The sequence below is a fragment of the Micromonospora sp. C28SCA-DRY-2 genome, assembly GCF_030519475.1.
Lineage (GTDB): Bacteria > Actinomycetota > Actinomycetes > Mycobacteriales > Micromonosporaceae > Micromonospora.
Genome location: NZ_JAUMKD010000009.1, coordinates 1 through 16600, shown reverse-complemented (window position 1 = coordinate 16600; position 16600 = coordinate 1). Strand labels below are relative to the sequence as shown.

15 protein-coding genes are annotated in these 16600 nt (G+C 73.2%); 8 read left to right on the top strand and 7 right to left on the bottom strand.

The genetic code is table 11. The features are described 5' to 3' along the window. Positions 1–117: 117 nt before the first annotated feature. Entirely contained in the window at positions 118–1779 is a 1662-nt protein-coding gene (locus Q3W71_RS27350) for a GTPase (RefSeq protein ID WP_302922563.1), read from the bottom strand. Positions 1780–1796: 17 nt separating this feature from the next. Further along, entirely contained in the window at positions 1797–3632 is a 1836-nt protein-coding gene (locus Q3W71_RS27345) for an ABC transporter (protein WP_302922354.1), read from the bottom strand. 221 nt (positions 3633–3853) lie between these two features. Between Q3W71_RS27345 and dnaK the strand changes: the two genes are divergently transcribed. The 5 genes from dnaK (at position 3854) to Q3W71_RS27320 (ending at position 8592) form a co-directional block, all read left to right on the top strand. Beyond that, positions 3854–5710 carry a molecular chaperone DnaK gene (dnaK, locus tag Q3W71_RS27340; protein WP_302922353.1) on the top strand — a complete coding sequence of 619 codons (1857 nt, stop codon included), beginning with the start codon at positions 3854–3856 and terminating at the stop codon, positions 5708–5710. Between the two features lie 48 nt (positions 5711–5758). Beyond that, the gene (gene grpE / locus Q3W71_RS27335; protein WP_302922352.1) at positions 5759–6529 is read left to right on the top strand and encodes a nucleotide exchange factor GrpE; all 771 of its coding nucleotides are present in this window, start codon (positions 5759–5761) and stop codon (positions 6527–6529) included. 86 nt (positions 6530–6615) lie between these two features. Beyond that, positions 6616–7794 carry a molecular chaperone DnaJ gene (gene dnaJ / locus Q3W71_RS27330; RefSeq protein WP_302922351.1) on the top strand — a complete coding sequence of 393 codons (1179 nt, stop codon included), beginning with the start codon at positions 6616–6618 and terminating at the stop codon, positions 7792–7794. Between the two features lie 32 nt (positions 7795–7826). Beyond that, positions 7827–8267 carry a MerR family transcriptional regulator gene (locus Q3W71_RS27325; RefSeq protein WP_109899609.1) on the top strand — a complete coding sequence of 147 codons (441 nt, stop codon included), beginning with the start codon at positions 7827–7829 and terminating at the stop codon, positions 8265–8267. 142 nt (positions 8268–8409) lie between these two features. Next, positions 8410–8592 (top strand): hypothetical protein, encoded by a 183-nt coding sequence (locus Q3W71_RS27320; protein WP_302922350.1) that lies wholly within the window; start codon positions 8410–8412, stop codon positions 8590–8592. 178 nt (positions 8593–8770) lie between these two features. On the opposite strand, the gene Q3W71_RS27315 is transcribed toward Q3W71_RS27320, so the two are convergent. From Q3W71_RS27315 to Q3W71_RS27300, 4 genes are all read right to left on the bottom strand, one after another. Beyond that, on the bottom strand, positions 8771–9202 hold the full coding sequence (locus tag Q3W71_RS27315) for a hypothetical protein (protein ID WP_302922349.1): 432 nt from the start codon (positions 9200–9202) through the stop codon (positions 8771–8773). Positions 9203–9364: 162 nt separating this feature from the next. Continuing rightward, positions 9365–10570 carry a cation:proton antiporter gene (locus tag Q3W71_RS27310; protein ID WP_302922562.1) on the bottom strand — a complete coding sequence of 402 codons (1206 nt, stop codon included), beginning with the start codon at positions 10568–10570 and terminating at the stop codon, positions 9365–9367. Between the two features lie 7 nt (positions 10571–10577). Then, positions 10578–11078 carry a cation:proton antiporter regulatory subunit gene (locus tag Q3W71_RS27305; protein ID WP_088996827.1) on the bottom strand — a complete coding sequence of 167 codons (501 nt, stop codon included), beginning with the start codon at positions 11076–11078 and terminating at the stop codon, positions 10578–10580. A gap of 79 nt (positions 11079–11157) precedes the next feature. Continuing rightward, positions 11158–11457 (bottom strand): winged helix-turn-helix domain-containing protein, encoded by a 300-nt coding sequence (locus Q3W71_RS27300; protein ID WP_368051239.1) that lies wholly within the window; start codon positions 11455–11457, stop codon positions 11158–11160. Between the two features lie 259 nt (positions 11458–11716). On the opposite strand from Q3W71_RS27300, the gene Q3W71_RS27295 reads away from it, so the two are divergent. Further along, a complete protein-coding gene (locus Q3W71_RS27295) occupies positions 11717–11968 on the top strand; it encodes a hypothetical protein (RefSeq protein ID WP_302922348.1) in 252 nt (83 codons plus the stop codon). Between the two features lie 119 nt (positions 11969–12087). Here the strand turns inward: Q3W71_RS27295 and Q3W71_RS27290 are convergent, their stop codons facing one another. Next, on the bottom strand, positions 12088–13224 hold the full coding sequence (locus Q3W71_RS27290; protein ID WP_302922347.1) for an epoxide hydrolase family protein: 1137 nt from the start codon (positions 13222–13224) through the stop codon (positions 12088–12090). Between the two features lie 82 nt (positions 13225–13306). Between Q3W71_RS27290 and Q3W71_RS27285 the strand changes: the two genes are divergently transcribed. After that, on the top strand, positions 13307–13954 hold the full coding sequence (locus Q3W71_RS27285) for a TetR/AcrR family transcriptional regulator (RefSeq protein ID WP_302922346.1): 648 nt from the start codon (positions 13307–13309) through the stop codon (positions 13952–13954). A gap of 85 nt (positions 13955–14039) precedes the next feature. Beyond that, positions 14040–16600: ATP-dependent chaperone ClpB (gene clpB / locus Q3W71_RS27280; RefSeq protein WP_302922345.1), on the top strand; the 2561-nt coding region annotated here is incomplete at its 3' end.

Below are 16600 nucleotides of genomic sequence, written 5' to 3'. Positions count from 1 at the left end.
CCCTACGCCGCCGCGCCGTTCCGGTCAGCGGTAGCGAGCCGAGCGATTCGCCCGCACGCCGGGCACCCGGTCACCCGCGCCGGGCCCCCGGGTGGGCCGCGCGCCGGGCTGCCCGGGTCAGTCGCGCGTGGCCGACCGGAGCGCCTCCCGCGCCTTGGCGTACGAGCCGAGCACGACCCGTACCGGCGCGAGGACGTACGTCTCGCCGACCGTCGCCACCGCGGCGGTGAGCCGTTGCTCGGCCCGGCCCCGGGCGCGCCGGGCGGCCAGCCGGACGACCGGCCGGGTCAGCGCGGCCACCAGCAGCCCGGCCAGCAGCCCGCCGAGCAGCAGCAGGGTCGGCAGCGGCACCACCCCGACGGTGGGGTTGTCCAGCGCGGGCAGGCCGAGCGCGCGCAGCGCGTAGCCCAGCGCGAGCCAGCCCAGGCCGACCAGCGCGGCCAGGGTGAGCAGCCACTGCAGCCCGCCCACCAGCCGCCACCAGACCGGCCGCCGGTCCATGCCCAGGTCGGTGCCGGCCACCGCCCGGTCCAGCGCGTCCGGCAGGTCGGCGAGGCGGGACCGCGCGGCGGCGGTCACCGCCGTCTGCCAGGCACCCGGGAGGTCGGCCCCGGTCCCGTCGGCCACCGACCGGATCGCCAGCCCGAGCGCGGACCGCTGCGCGGCGGTCGGGTCGGGCACCGAGGTGGCGGCCACCAGGCTCTCCGCCGGATCGTCGCCGGCGGCGCCGCCGGCCAGGTGCAGGCGGCGCAGCGGGTCGGGGCGCAGCCGCCGCCAGCCCCGCACCACCGGCCAGCCGGTGGCCGCGCCGGCCCGGTGCCGGTACGCCAACTCGACCGCCTCGGCCACCGCCGGCACCCCGGCCGCGCCGGCCAGCGCCCGGTTCAGCTCGCGGACCACGGCGGCGTCCGGGCCCGCGGACGGTTGGTCCCGGCCGACCAGTTCGGCCAGCCCGGCGACCACGCCGTCCACGTCGCCGGCCAGCCGGCGCAGCGCCGCCTGCCGTTCGGCCACGGTGCGTTCCAGCGCCTCCCGCAGCCCGGCGATGCCGGCCTGCTCGGTGGCCGTGGTGGCCAGCAGCGGTACGCCGGCGAGCTGGTCGGCGTCGAGCAGCCGGCGCAGGTCGGTCAGCACCCGGGGCAGTTCGGCCGGGGGTAGCCGGTCGGCCTGGTTGAGCACGACCAGGGTCACGTCCCTGTGCCGGTGGAACTCGCGCAGGTAGCTGGTGTGGATCACCCGGTCCGCGTACTTCTGCGGGTCGACCACCCAGACCACCAGGTCGACCAGGCCGAGCAGCCGGTCCACCTCCAGCCGGTGGGCGTGCTGCACGGAGTCGAAGTCGGGCAGGTCGAGCAGGATCAGCCCGTGCAGGGCCGACTCGTCGGCACCGTCCAGCGCGCTCTCCCGGACGAACCGGTGCCGGGGCAGCACGCCGATCCAGTCGAGCAGCCGGCTGCCGCCGTCCAGCGGCCCCCACGCGCAGGCGTGCGTGACGCCGGTGGTGGGCCGGCGTACCCCGACCGGTGACAGCTCCAGCCGGGCCAGCCCGTTGAACAGGCTGGACTTGCCGCTGCCGGTGGCCCCGGCGAGGGCCACCACTGTGTGGTCGCGGGAGAGTGACAGCCGGGTGCCGGCCCGCTCGACCAGGGTGTGCGCGGCGACCAGCCGGGCGTCCGGCAGGTGCCCGTCGACCAGGCCGAGGAACCGCTCGATCGCCTCCAGCCGGGCGATCAGGTCGTCCGCGTCCACCCGCTGGTCGCCGCGGAACGCCTCGCGCATCCGCCCGACGATGTTGTTCACCGCTCCTCCTCGGTCGGGAGGGCGGCGCCGGTGGCCTCGGCGAAGCCGCTGCGGTGCCGGGCGACCTCCACCCGGCGGGCGGCCCGGCGCAGCTCGGCGGCGGTGTCCGCGGCCGGCCGGGCCTGCTCGGTACGGGTGAGGTAGCGGGCGGCCTCGTCGTCCAGCAGCGCCCGCACCCGGTCCAGCAGGTCGGTCCGGGCCTTGTTGGCGAGCGTACGCACGGCCTGGTCGCCGAAGATCGCCTGGAGCACTGCCTGCGCGGCGACGGTGGTGCCGGCGCCGGTGGCCACCTCCAGCCCGGTCGGGATGAACGCGGTCGAGGCGAACACCGCGATCATCACCGCCAGCCCGGTGGCGTTCACCGCGTACGCCGCCGTGCGGGCCACGAACCGCTTGTCGCCGCCCTCGGCCCGGACCAGCTCCAGCACCGCGCGCTGCCAGTCGCGGACCATCCGCTCGGCGCGCTCGGGCAGGTCGTCGGAGGGGTGGGCGAGCGGCGGTTCGAGCAGCGCCGACCCCGCCGGGTGCGCCTTCCACCCGGTGTACGCGTTCTCGGCCGCCTCGGCGGCTACCCCGCGCAGCAGGGTGACCAGCTGCGACTCGATGGCGGTCCGCAGCTCGGCGGCCGGGGCGGGCCGGCCGGTCACCGCGGCCACCACCCGGTCGCGCAGCCGGCCGATCCGCGCCTCCAGGGTGCGGAAGAACTCGCCGGTGCCGACGAACTCCTGCCAGCGGGCGAGCACCTCGCCGCGGAGCAGCCGACCGTCGCGCAGCCCCTGCTCGACCGTCCGGTGCGCCCCCCGGTACGCGGCCCGGACCCGCTCGTCGAGCGCGTCCGCGGCGGCCACCTGCTCCTCGGCGGCCTCGGCGAGCCCCTCGACGGTGGGGTGCAGCGAGGCGAGCGCCCCGTCCAGGGTCTGCCGGACCACGGCGGCCCGGGCGTCCGCGTCGGCGGCCAGCCGGGCGAACCAGCCGGCCAGCGGCGCGGTGACCCGGTCGGGCAGCAGCCCCTGCCCGTCGACCCAGGTCTCCGGCAGCACGAAGAGCGGCGCCGCGCCGAGATCCTGCGCGGCCAGCATCTCGGACAGGTGGGCGGCGATCTCGTCGGCCGCCTCCGGGGGGACCCGGTCGAGCACCATGGCGATCACCGCGCCCCGGGAGCGGGCGCTGCGCAGCAGCTCCCAGGGAACCGCGTCGGCGTAGCGGGCGGCGGTGGTGACGAAGAGCCAGAGGTCGGCGGCGGCCAGCAGTTGGCCGGCCAGGGCCCGGTTGACGTCGACCACCGAGTCGATGTCGGGCGCGTCGAGGAAGGCCAGCCCGGCCGGCAGCGCCGGGGCGGTGACCAGGTGCAGGGTGCGCGGATCCGCACTCGGTTCGTTGGTGCGGGTGAGGCCGGGCAGCAGCTCGCCCTGGCGGAACCAGGCGGCGTCGGCCGGGCTGCAGACCAGCACCGGCGAGCGGGTGGTCGGCCGGAGCACGCCGGCGGCGCTCACCCGGGCCTGCACCAGGCTGTTGACCAGTGTCGACTTGCCCGCGCCGGTGGACCCGCCGACCACCACCAGCAGCGGCGCGTCCAGCCGGGCGAGGCGGGGGATGAGGTAGTCGTCGAGCTGGTCGGTGAGGGCGGCGCCGGTACGCCGGGCCGGCTCGGCCGAGGGCAGGACGAGCGGGAACCGGGCCGCCCCGATCGCGGCCCGCAGGCCGGCGAGCGCCGCGGGCAGGGTGTCCTCCCCGGTGGTGGCGGGCGGGTCCTCCCCGGCGTCCGTTCCGCCGGTGCGGGCTGCGACGGCGGGCGCGCCGGACTGGGTGGCGGAATCGCCGTGCGTCGTCACCGCTAAAGCGTGCCCGACCGATGCAAGGGAAGACAACTGATGAGTAGCTGTGTCGGACTTGCGTCAGCCAGACTCAACCTCGACTTGACGATCGCGGACCGCGTGGCACTATTGAGTCAAGTTCACTCAACTTGTGGTGGGGTCCGGCAGCGGGCACCCGCCGGACAGTTCAGCGGGCGGTGCCCGTCACCTGCTCAACGTAACGAAGCGAGGAAGCGAAGATGGCACGTGCGGTCGGTATCGACCTCGGCACGACGAACTCCTGCGTCAGCGTCCTGGAGGGCGGTGAGCCCACCGTCATCGCCAACGCGGAGGGCTCGCGGACGACCCCGTCGATCGTCGCGTTCGCCCGCAACGGCGAGGTGCTCGTCGGTGAGGTCGCCAAGCGCCAGGCGGTGACCAACCCGGACCGGACCATCCGGTCGGTCAAGCGGGAGATCGGCACCAACTGGTCCGTCGACATCGACGGCAAGAAGTACACCCCGCAGGAGATCTCGGCCCGGACGCTGATGAAGCTCAAGCGGGACGCGGAGGCGTACCTGGGCGAGCAGATCACCGACGCGGTGATCACCGTCCCGGCCTACTTCAACGACGGCCAGCGCCAGGCCACCAAGGAGGCCGGTGAGATCGCCGGCTTCAACGTGCTGCGGATCGTCAACGAGCCGACCGCGGCCGCCCTGGCGTACGGGCTGGACAAGGGCTCCAAGGAGCAGACCGTCCTGGTCTTCGACCTCGGTGGCGGCACCTTCGACGTGTCGCTGCTGGAGCTGGCCGAGGGCGTCATCGAGGTCAAGTCGACCAGCGGTGACAACCACCTCGGTGGCGACGACTGGGACCAGCGGATCATCGACCACCTGGTGAAGACCTTCCGTGGCGAGCACGGCATCGACCTGGCGCAGGACAAGATGGCCCTGCAGCGGCTCCGTGAGGCGGCCGAGAAGGCCAAGATCGAGCTGTCCGCCGCCACCACCACCAACATCAACCTGCCGTACATCACCGCCGGCGCGGCCGGCCCGCTGCACCTGGACGTGACGCTCAGCCGCGCCGAGTTCCAGCGGATGACGCAGGACCTGCTGGACCGCTGCAAGGGTCCGTTCGAGCAGGCCGTGAAGGACGCCGGGATCAAGGTCTCCGACGTCGACCACGTCATCCTGGTCGGTGGTTCGACCCGGATGCCGGCCGTGACCGACCTGGTCAAGCAGCTCACCGGCAAGGAGCCCAACAAGGGCGTCAACCCGGACGAGGTCGTCGCCGTCGGCGCCGCCCTGCAGGCCGGTGTGCTCAAGGGCGAGGTGAAGGACGTCCTGCTGCTCGACGTGACCCCGCTGAGCCTGGGCATCGAGACCAAGGGCGGCATCTTCACCAAGCTGATCGAGCGCAACACCACCATCCCGACCAAGCGCTCCGAGGTCTTCACCACGGCGGACGACAACCAGCCGTCGGTGCTGATCCAGGTCTTCCAGGGTGAGCGCGAGATCGCCGCCTACAACAAGAAGCTCGGCACCTTCGAGCTGACCGGCCTCCCGCCGGCGCCGCGCGGCGTGCCGCAGATCGAGGTCACCTTCGACATCGACGCCAACGGCATCGTCAACGTGCACGCCAAGGACCTCGGCACCGGCAAGGAGCAGAAGATGACGATCACCGGCGGCTCCTCGCTGCCGAAGGACGACATCGAGCGGATGCGCCGGGACGCCGAGGAGCACGCCGAGGAGGACAAGCGCCGCCGCGAGGAGGCCGAGACCCGCAACGTGGCCGAGGCGCTCCAGTGGCAGACCGAGAAGTTCCTGGCGGAGAACGGCGACAAGCTCCCCGCCGAGAACAAGGACCAGCTCAACGAGGCCCTCGGCGAGCTGCGCGGCGCGCTCGGCGGCAGCGACATCGAGAAGATCAAGTCGGCGCACGAGAAGCTGGCCCAGGTCTCCCAGCAGGCCGGTTCGCTGCTCTACGCCCAGCAGGCCGAGCAGCAGCAGCCGGGTGCCGCGGGTGCCGGCGCCGGCGCCGGGGCGACCGGTGGCGCGCAGGCCGGTGGCGACGACGACGTGGTCGACGCGGAGATCGTGGACGAGGACAAGAAGTGACCTTCGGCCTCGCCACCCGAACTCCACGCACAGGGATGAGGTAGCCGTATGACGGAGAAGCCACGAGCCGCCGACCCGGGCGCCACCGGGTCGGCGCCGGGTGGCTCGGCGCCCGCCGAGCAGGCCGAGCAGGCAGCTGGCGAGAAGCCGCGGGTCGTCATCCGCAACAACCGCAAGATCAGCGAGACGGTCGAGCCGGACGCGGCCGCCGCCGACGCCGGGACGGACGTCCCGGCCGAGGGGCTGGTCGAGGACGCCGAGGTCGTCGTCGACGAGATCGAGGTCGAGGCCACGCCCGCCGAGGGCTCGGCGCCGGGCGGTCCGCCGGTGGTGGACGCGCCGGCCGAGCCGGCGGAGGGCGGCACCGGCACCGGCACGCCGCTCGCGGCCGAGCTGGAGGCGCTCCGCGCCGAGCTGGACGAGCGGACCCGGGACCTGCAGCGGGTGACGGCGGAGTACGCCAACTACCGCAAGCGGGTGGACCGCGACCGGGGCCTGGTCACCGAGCAGGCCACCGGGGCGGTGCTCGCCGCGCTGCTGCCGATCCTCGACGACCTGGACCGCGCCCGCGAGCACGGCGACCTGGTCGGGCCGTTCGGCTCGGTGGCCGAGCAGCTCACCACGGCGCTCGGCAAGTTCGGGCTGACCGCGTTCGGCGAGCAGGGCGACCCGTTCGACCCGACCCGGCACGAGGCGGTGGCGCACCAGACCTCGGCCGACGTCACCGAGCCGACCTGTGTGCAGATCATGCGACGCGGCTACCAGATCGGCGAGCGGCTGCTGCGGCCGGCGCTGGTCGGGGTCGCCGACCCGGAATAGATGCGAGTGAGTGACCGGACCGCCCCGCCCGCCGGCGTACGACGGGCGGGGCGTCCGGGCCATGTGGGCCGGGAGGGGGTGGACCGGTGAGTTCCAAGGACTGGATCGAGAAGGACTACTACGCCGAACTGGGCGTGGCGAAGGCCGCCTCCGCAGACGAGATCAAGAAGGCCTACCGGAAGCTGGCCCGGGAGTCGCACCCGGACCACAACCCGGGTGACCCGAAGGCGGAGGAGCGGTTCAAGGCCGTCTCCGAGGCGTACGCGGTGCTCGGCGACGAGGCCAAGCGCCGCGAGTACGACGAGATGCGCTCGCTGTTCGGCTCGGGCGCGTTCCGGCGCAGTGCGCGTGGCGCCGGCCAGCCGGGCGGGATGCCTTTCGACGTCTCCGACCTGTTCGGGGGCGCGGCCGGCGGGGGCGACCGGCGCTTCGGCGGCGCCGGCTTCCAGGACCTGTTCAGTTCGATCTTCTCGGGCGGCGGAGGCGGGGCGGCGCCCCGCGGGCCGGCCCGGGGGCGGGACGTCGAGGCCGAGGTGGCGCTCGACTTCGGCGACGCGGTACGCGGGGTGACGCTCCCGCTGACGCTGCGCGCGCCCGGGGTCTGCGACACCTGCCACGGCAGCGGGGCCAAGCCCGGCACCCAGCCGCGCACCTGCCCGGTGTGCCAGGGCGCCGGCGTGACCACCCGCAACCAGGGGTCGTTCAGCTTCTCCGAGCCGTGCCGCAACTGCCAGGGCGTGGGCACGATCGTGGAGGAGAAGTGCCCGGAGTGCCAGGGCACCGGCGGGGTCACCAAGACCCGGACGCTCAACGTCCGGTTCCCCGCCGGGGTGGCCGACGGGCAGCGGATCCGGCTGGCCGGGCGGGGTGAGCCCGGCGAGCGCGGCGGGCCGGCCGGTGACCTGTTCGTCCACGTGAAGGTGCGTCCGGACGAGCTGTTCGGGCGTACCGGCGACGACCTCACGCTGACCGTGCCGATCACGTTCGCGGAGGCGGTGCTCGGCACCGATCTGCGGGTACCCACGCTCGACGGCGCGGTGACCCTGCGGGTGCCGCCGGGCACGCCGAGCGGCCGGATCCTGCGGGCGCGGGGCAAGGGCGTGGTACGCCGCGACGGGCGGGCCGGTGACCTGCTGGTGACGCTCGACGTGGTGGTGCCCGCCGGAGTGTCCGACGAGGCGCGGGCGGCGCTGGAAACCTTCGCCGCGCAGACCCCGCCGGCCGCTCGGGAACATCTCGACGCGCGGGTGCGTCGGTTCAGTTAGCCGGTGGTGGAGTGCACGCGGAGGTGAGTGGCATGTCGGGCGAGTTCGTCGGCTCGGACGACCCTGCCTACGAGGCCAAGGTGCTGATGATCTCGGTGGCCGCGCGGATGGCGGGGATGCACCCGCAGACGCTGCGCCAGTACGACCGGTTGGGCCTGGTGCAGGCCGGTCGGGCGGCCGGCGGCGGGCGCCGGTACAGCGTCCGGGACGTGGTGCTGCTGCGCGAGGTGCAGCGGCTCAGTCAGGACGACGGGATCAACCTGGCCGGGGTCAAGCGGATCATCGGCCTGGAACGGCTGCTGGAGCAGGCCCAACAGCGGGTGGCCCAGCTGGAGGCGGAGCTCGACGCCGCGTACCGCCGGATCGCCGAGCTGGAGTCGCTGGCCCGCTTTCCGGGCCGGGACCTCGTGCCCACCAACCGCACCACCACCGCCCTGGTGGTCTGGCGACCCCGCCGGGGGCCCGAACGCTGACCACCGCTGACCCGGAGACCGCTGTGCCGGCCCGGTCCGCTCGCCGGATTCCCGGCGCGGGCCGGGCCGGCTCGGTTAGGGTGCCAATAGGTCCTATCCGCTTAATCCGGACCTAACCTACCGACCCGGCGAGGGGGAGCAGGTGGCGGAGCCAGCGAAGAAGGTGGCGGAGCAGGCGGAGCAGCGACTCGACAAGGTGGCCGAGACGGTCCGGGAGAAGTTCGACGAGATCCTCGACGGCCGGTTCGCCGACCAGGTCGACCACGGCGTCGACAAGGGGCGGACCGACACCCGTCGCCGCGAGCAGGGCGGGCCGGTTCCCTGACTTCCGGTACGCCGACGTGCGGGCCGGGACCCACGGGGGGTCCCGGCCCGTTCGCCGTCCAAAACGTGCGGGCGGGCCGGAGCTAAAGATCCACTGGGTGTGCGGCGAAGCGGGGTGTCGGCGGCGCGGTTGGCGCGTCATCCCGCATCGGAGTCGATCGCCGCCGGCCGGTGGCGCCTCAGCCGATGCGGCGGTTCTCCCGGACCAGGCCGCCCTCGCACCAGTCGCGGTAGGCGAAGAGATCCGGTCGGGCCAGCAGCACCCGGCTGTTGTGTGCCCAGGTGCGCATCAGCTCGTCGCCGTCCCGCTCGGCCTGCTCGACCAGCTTCCGGAAGCGCCGCTTGGGGTGGGCCCGGAAGTTCGTCCGGATGCCGTCGGCGGCGTAGATGTAGAGGCAGTGCAGCGCGAACCGCCGGGCCGGGCAGCTCGGATCCATCGCCAGGTCGAACAGCGTCGTCACCAGCCGGTCGCCGGAGACCAGCAGGTCCCAGTCGGGCGGCATGGAGGACAACGGAACGGAGTCGGGATGGTAGGCCCACGCCCGCAACTCCGCCGGGGACGGGTCGACCGGGTTGGCGAACCCGTGGAACGTCGACTCCTGCACGCTCACCGGCCAACCTTCCGCTCTCGCCCCCGCGAACCTGGCTGCTGGGGCGACACGGTAACGCGCCATCGGTGACCGGCGGTAGACCCTGGCGGCAGCAATTCCACAACCGTTGGACCGGCCGGGCCGACCGTACGGTCGACCCGGCCGTCCGGGCTGATGCGCAGGTCAGTCCGGCACGGGCGCCGGCTGGGCCCGCTGCGCCGCGCCGCGCTGACGCACCCAGCGCTTGAACCAGGCGAGGTCGGGCAGTCGGGCCAGCATCGGTCCGGTCACCACCGTGATCAGGACGTACGCCGTGGCCAGCGCCGCCAGCTTCGGCTCGACGCTGCCGGCGGCCACCGCGAGCCCCGCGATGACGATGGAGAACTCACCACGCGGCACCAGGGCCAGGCCGGCCCGCCACCGACCGGGTTCGGCGATGCCGACCCGGCGCGCGGCCAGGTAGCCGGTGAGCGTCTTCGTCGCCATGGTGACGATGGCCAGCCCGAGCGCCGGCAGCAGCACCGGCGGGATGTCCCGCGGGTCGGTGACCAGGCCGAAGAAGACGAAGAACACCGCGGCGAAGAGGTCCCGCAGCGGGGTGAGCAGCTCGGTCGCGTGGTGCGCCACCGGCCCGGAGAGCGCGATGCCGACCAGGAACGCGCCGACCGCCGCCGAGACCTGGAGCTTGGCCGCCACACCGGCGACCAGCAGCGTCATGCCGAGCACGCCGAGCAGCAGCGCCTCGGGGTCCTTGGCCGACATGAAGGTGGAGATGGCGTTGCCGTACCGGATGGCGACCACCAGCACCAGCAGGACCGTGCCCACCGCGATGGCGAGCGCGATGCCGCCGCCCAGCAGGCCGGTGCCGGCCAGCACGGCGGTGACCAGCGGCAGGTAGAGGGCCATGGCGAGGTCCTCGATCACCAGGACCGACAGGATCACCGGGGTCTCCCGGTTACCCAGCCGGCCGAGGTCACCGAGGACCTTCGCGATCACGCCGGACGAGGAGACCCAGGTGATGCCGGCGAGCACCAGCGCGGCCACCCAGTCCCAGCCGAGCAGCAGCGCGAACGCCGCGCCGGGCAGCGCGTTGAGCAGGCCGTCGATCAGGCCGGCCGGGGCCGCGGACCGCAGGTTGCCGACCAGTTCGTTGGCCGAGTACTCCAGGCCGAGCATCACCAGCAGCAGGATGACGCCGATCTCGGCGCCGACGGCGAAGAACTCCTCGCTGGCGTTGAGCGGTAGCAGGCCGCCGTGCCCGAAGGCGAGCCCGGCGAGCAGGTACAGGGGGATTGGCGAGAGGCCGATCCGGCGGCTCAGCCGGCCGAGCAGGCCCAGCAGGAAGAGCAGCGCGCCGACCTCGACGAGCAGTGTTGTGGTCTCGTGCATCCGCGCCTCAGCCGTCCGGGTCACTGTCGGCGAGGATGGCGGTCACCCCGTCGAGGCCCTTGCGGGTCCCGACCACGACCACCACGTCGCCGGCGGCGAAGCGGAAGGACGGTTCCGGCGAGACGATGACCTCACCGTGGCGCAGCACGGCCACGATCGAGGCACCGGTGCGGGTACGCGTCTGGGTGTCGGCCAGCTTCCGGTTCACGTACTTCGAACCGGCCGGAATGGCGATCTGCTCGGTGAGCAGCCCGGCGGCCTGCTCACGCAGCCCGGAGAGCTGGCCGAGCATCAGCGACGCACCGAGGATGTCGGCGAGCGCCTCCGCCTCGTCGTCGGTCAGCGGGATGTCGTGCTGACATGAATCGGGATCGTCCGGGTCGTAGAGGACGAGGTCACGACGGCCATTGCGGTGGGAGACCACACCGAGCCGGCGCCCGGACTCCGTCAACAGATCGTGACGGACCCCGATGCCCGGGAGGGCGGTCTGTTCGACACGTACTCGCACATCGACAAGGCTACCGCTCACCCGCCGCAGCGGATCTTGGTACGAAATGGCCCCTCCAGGGGCACTTTACGACCAAGATCTACGAATGTTCGGGTGGGGTGGGGCGAGGGGTTACGTAGGTGCCCTTGCCCTGGTGGCCTTCGATCAGCCCCTCCGCTTGCAGGATCAGCAGGGCGGAGCGGACCGGCTCGGCCGAGACTCCGTATTGGGCGATCATCTCGCGCAGCGACGGCAACTTGTCGCCCGGCGCGTATTCGCCTGAGCTGATCTTGTCGCGGATGTCCTGGGCGATGCGCTGACGGTCGGATACTCGGGGCATGGGCGGCAACTCCTGGTAGGCCCCAAGATCTTCCCACGCTCCTGACGCGTCAGCCAACACCTACCGTGCCAGGCTCGGTCACTCATTGTCTTTGCATGCTTTGCATTGTATGTTGACTTCGCGGACGCGGTTGGCGGAAGTCCTGGTAGGCAACCGGCTCCTAGCACGGCGTTCGTCGTTCCGCTGGCACGGTCGGCCGCTCCCCCGGCGACCGGCCGTGCCAGCGCCTGCGCACGGCACGTCCCGCTCGCAGAGCGGGCACCCGCCCGTCACGACTCTCGCCAGGAGGACGACCGTTGACTGATCGCGCTGGCCCGCGATGAGCGGGCGGTACGTGATCCATCTGCCGGTGACCGCGCCCGATCTGGCGCGCGCCAAGATGCTCGGCCGCACCGCCGGCCGTGCGCTGGCCTTCCTCGCCCACGTCGAGCCCGGTGGCATCACCGTCTCCACCGAGGACAACCAGGGCGTACGGCACTGGGTGTTCTGCGACCGGCGGCTCGACGGGGGCCGGCGGTGCGTGCTGCGGGCCGACCACGAGACGCCCTGCACGTCACGGCTGCCGCGCTGACCGGCGCCGGATGCGACCGGGGAGCGCCGTCGGCCGTGATGGCGTAGCCGACTCAGCTCCACAGCGCGGCGGTGCCCGCCCCGGCGGGGAGCCGGGGCGGGCACGGGATCACGAGCAGGTCAGGCCAGGCTGGCGAAGAAGGCGCGGATGTCGCCGACCAGCACCTCGGTCGCCTGGTGGGCGGCGTAGTGGCCGCCGACATCGCCGCGCCCGTCGACGTCCGCCTCGTACGCCGTCCAGCGCACGATGTTGGCGTGGTCGCGCTCGGCGAAGCGCCGGATGGACTGGAAGTCGCCGGGGAACATGGCCAGCGCGGTCGGCACCGTGGTCGGGCCTTCGGGCTGCTCACCGGCGTGCGCGTCCTCCCAGTAGAACCGGATCGCCGAGGCGGCGGTGCCGGTGAACCAGTAGAGCGCCACGTTGGCCACGACGAACTCGTCGTCCAGGCTCTCGTCGAACAGCTGCGCGTTCCAGGCGAGCAACCCGACCGGCGAGTCGGCCAGCGCGAAGGCCAGGGTCTGCGGCTGCTGGCTGTGCACCTGGTTGAAGGAGAACTTGTTCTCGTAGAACCACTGGAGGTGCTTGAGTGCCGCCTGGTCGGCCGCGGAGAGGTCGGCGAACTCGGCCGGGTCGCCGGACGGGAACGAGAAGAGCTGGGTGACGTGCACGCCGAGCACGTGCTCCGGGTCGATCCGGCCCAGCTCCGGCGAGATGAGCGAGCCACCGTCGTTGCCGACCGCGCCGTAGCGCTCGTACCCCAGCCGGCTCATCAGCTCGGCCCAGGCGCGGGCGGTGCGGTAGCGGTTCCAGCCGGCCTCGCCGGTCGGGCCGGACCAACCGAAGCCCGGGATCGACGGGATGACCAGGTGGAACGCCGGCGCCGCCGGGTCGGCGGGCTCGGTCAGCGGGGCGATCACGTCCAGGTACTCCAGCACCGAGCCGGGCCAGCCGTGGGTGAGCACCAGCGGGGTGGCGTCCGGCCGGGACGACCGGACGTGCAGGAAGTGCACCCGCTGGCCGTCGATCTCGGTGACGAACTGCGGGTGGGCGTTCAGCCGGGCCTCGACCGCCCGCCAGTCGAACGTCTCCAGCCAGTAGGTGGCCAGGCCGCGGACCCGGTCGGTGGGCATCCCGTACGCGTCGCCGACGCCGGGCAGCTCACCGGGCCAGATGGTCCGGCGCAGCCGGTCGGCCAGGTCGTCCAGGGCGGCCTGCGGGACCTCGACGCGGAACGGGCGGATGTCGGTGGCGGTCATCTCTGCTCCTTCAGAACGGAATGCTTCGTTCCGTTACAACATAGCAGAGCGGAACGATCCGTTCCACTGCTAATCTGCACCCATGCCGAACCCGACCGGAAACCCCGCCGCGCCGCTGGCCGGCCGCCGCGCGCAGGCCGCCCGCAACGACGCGGTGATCCTGGAGGCGGCGCGCGCCGTCTTCCTCGACGACCCGAAGGCACCGATCGCCGCCGTCGCCGACCGCGCCGGCGTCGGCATCAGCGCCCTCTACCGGCGGTACGCGGGCAAGGAGGACCTGCTCCGCCGGCTCTGCCACGACGGGCTGCGCCGCTACGTGGCCGAGGCCGAGGCGGCGCTCGCGGAGCCGGACGGCTGGCAGGGCTTCGCCGGCTTTCTGGGGCGCGTGGTCGACGCCGACGTGCACTCGCTCACCGTCCACCTGGCCGGCACCTTCACCCCGACCGAGGAGATGGGCCGGGACGCGATGCGCGCCAACGACTTGACCGTGGCGCTGCTGGAGCGGGCCCAGGCGACCGGTCGACTCCGGCCCGACGTGGTGCCCCAGGACGTCGGGCTGTTGCTGGAGGGTTGCGCCGCGCTGCGCGTACCCGATCCGGAGCGGACCCGGCAGCTACGCCGCCGCCACCTGGCGGTGCTGCTGGCCGGCCTGGCCGTGACCGACCCCCCGCTGCCCGGTCCGCCGCCGGCGGCCGGCGAGTTCGCCTGGCGCTGGCGCCGCGCCGAGTGACTCAGCTCACACGGCCAGGGTTGAGCGGAATAGGCTCAACTCTGGTTGTGTCCTTCCCAGTGGACACGCCGATCCGGGGGAGCCCATGAACACGGAACGCCTCACCACCAAGAGCCGCGAGACCATCACCGGTGCCGTCGCGCTGGCGAACCAGCGCGGCCACGCCACCGTGGAGCCCTGGCACCTGCTGCTGTCGCTGCTGGACACCGAGGGGTCGACCGCTGCCGGCCTGCTGCGCGCCGTCGGGGCCGACCCGGCCGAGCTGCGCCGGGCCGCCCAGCGCGCGGTCGACGCGCTGCCCGCCGCGCGCGGCTCCAGCATCGCCGAGCCGACCCTGGCCCGCGAGTTCGTCAACGCCATCGGCGCCGCCGAGCAGATCGCCCGGCCGCTGGGCGACGAGTACACCTCCACCGAGCACCTGCTGGCCGGCCTGGCCCGGGTGGGTGGCGCGGTCTCCGGCGCGCTGAAGTCCGCCGGCGCCACCGAGGAGAACCTGGTCGCCGCCTTCCCGACCGTGCGCGGCGGGGACCGGCGGGTGACCACCGCCGACCCGGAGCAGACCTACCAGGCGCTGGCCAAGTACGGCGTCGACCTGACCGCCAGCGCCCGGGACGGCAAGATCGACCCGGTGATCGGCCGGGACTCGGAGATCCGCCGGGTGATCCAGGTGCTGTCCCGGCGTACCAAGAACAACCCGGTGCTGATCGGCGAGCCCGGCGTCGGCAAGACCGCCATCGTCGAGGGGCTGGCCCAGCGGATCGTGGCCGGCGACGTGCCGGAGTCGCTGCGGGACAAGAAGCTGGTCTCGCTCGACCTGGGCGCGATGGTCGCCGGCGCGTCGTACCGGGGGCAGTTCGAGGAGCGGCTGAAGTCCGTGCTGGAGGAGATCAAGAACTCCGACGGGCAGGTCATCACGTTCCTCGACGAGCTGCACACCGTGGTCGGCGCCGGCAAGGGCGAGGGCTCGATGGACGCCGGCAACATGCTCAAGCCGATGCTGGCCCGCGGCGAGCTGCGGATGGTCGGCGCGACCACGCTGGACGAGTACCGCGAGCACATCGAGAAGGACCCGGCGCTGGAGCGCCGCTTCCAGCCGGTGCTGGTCGGCGAGCCGACCATCGAGGACACCATCGGCATCCTGCGCGGGCTCAAGGAGCGCTACGAGGTGCACCACGGCGTACGGATCACCGACGCCGCCCTGGTCGCCGCCGCGTCCCTCTCCGACCGCTACATCACCGACCGGTTCCTGCCCGACAAGGCGATCGACCTGGTGGACGAGTCCGCGTCCCGGCTCCGGATGGAGATCGACTCCCGGCCGGTCGAGGTGGACGAGATCGAGCGGGCGGTGCGCCGGCTGGAGATCGAGGAGATGGCGCTGGCCAAGGAGCCGGACGCCGCCTCCGCCGAGCGGCTGGAGCGGCTGCGCAAGGAGCTGGCCGACAAGCGTGAGCAGCTCACCGCGCTGTCGGAGCGCTGGCAGCTGGAGAAGAGCCACATCACCAAGCTCTCCACCGCCAAGGAGGAGCTGGAGCGGCTCAGCGGCGAGGCCGAGCGCGCCGAGCGCGACGGGGAGCTGGAGCGCGCCGCCGAGCTGCGCTACGGCCGGATCCCCGCGCTGAAGGCCGACCTGGCGACGGCCGAGGAGGAGCTGGCCCGGCTCCAGGCCGACGGCGCGATGCTCAAGGAGGAGGTCGGCGCCGACGACATCGCCGCCGTGGTCGCCTCCTGGACCGGCATCCCCGCCGGCCGGCTGCTGGAGGGCGAGACGGCCAAGCTGCTCCGGATGGAGGAGTCGCTGCGCGACCGCGTGGTGGGTCAGTCCGAGGCGGTGGGCGCCGTCTCCGACGCGGTCCGCCGTGCCCGCGCCGGGGTCGCCGACCCGGACCGCCCGACCGGCAGCTTCCTCTTCCTCGGCCCGACCGGTGTCGGCAAGACCGAGCTGGCCAAGGCGCTCGCCGAGTTCCTCTTCGACGACGAGCGGGCCATGGTCCGCATCGACATGAGCGAGTACGGCGAGAAGCACTCCGTCGCCCGCCTGGTGGGCGCCCCGCCCGGCTACGTCGGCTACGAGGAGGGCGGCCAGCTCACCGAGGCGGTGCGCCGCCGGCCGTACTCGGTGATCCTGCTGGACGAGGTGGAGAAGGCCCACCCGGACGTCTTCGACATCCTGCTCCAGGTGCTCGACGACGGTCGGCTCACCGACGGGCAGGGCCGCACGGTGGACTTCCGCAACGCGATCCTGATCCTCACCTCCAACCTCGGGTCGTCGGTGATCAGCGACCTGACGCTGGCCGAGGAGCAGCGCCGGGAGGGCGTCCTCGCGGTGGTCCGGTCGCACTTCAAGCCGGAGTTCCTCAACCGGCTGGACGACATCGTGGTCTTCGCCGCGCTACAGGGTGCCGATCTGCGCGCCATCGTGGACATCCAGCTCGACCGCCTGCGGAAGCGGCTCGCCGACCGCCGGCTGGGCCTGGAGATCACCGAGACGGCCCGCGGCTGGCTGGCCGAGCACGGGTACGACCCGATCTACGGCGCCCGCCCGCTGCGCCGCCTGGTCCAGTCCGCCATCGGCGACCAGCTCGCCAAGGCCCTCCTGGCCGGCCAGATCCGCGACGGCGACACGGTCAAGGTCGACCTCGCCGAAAC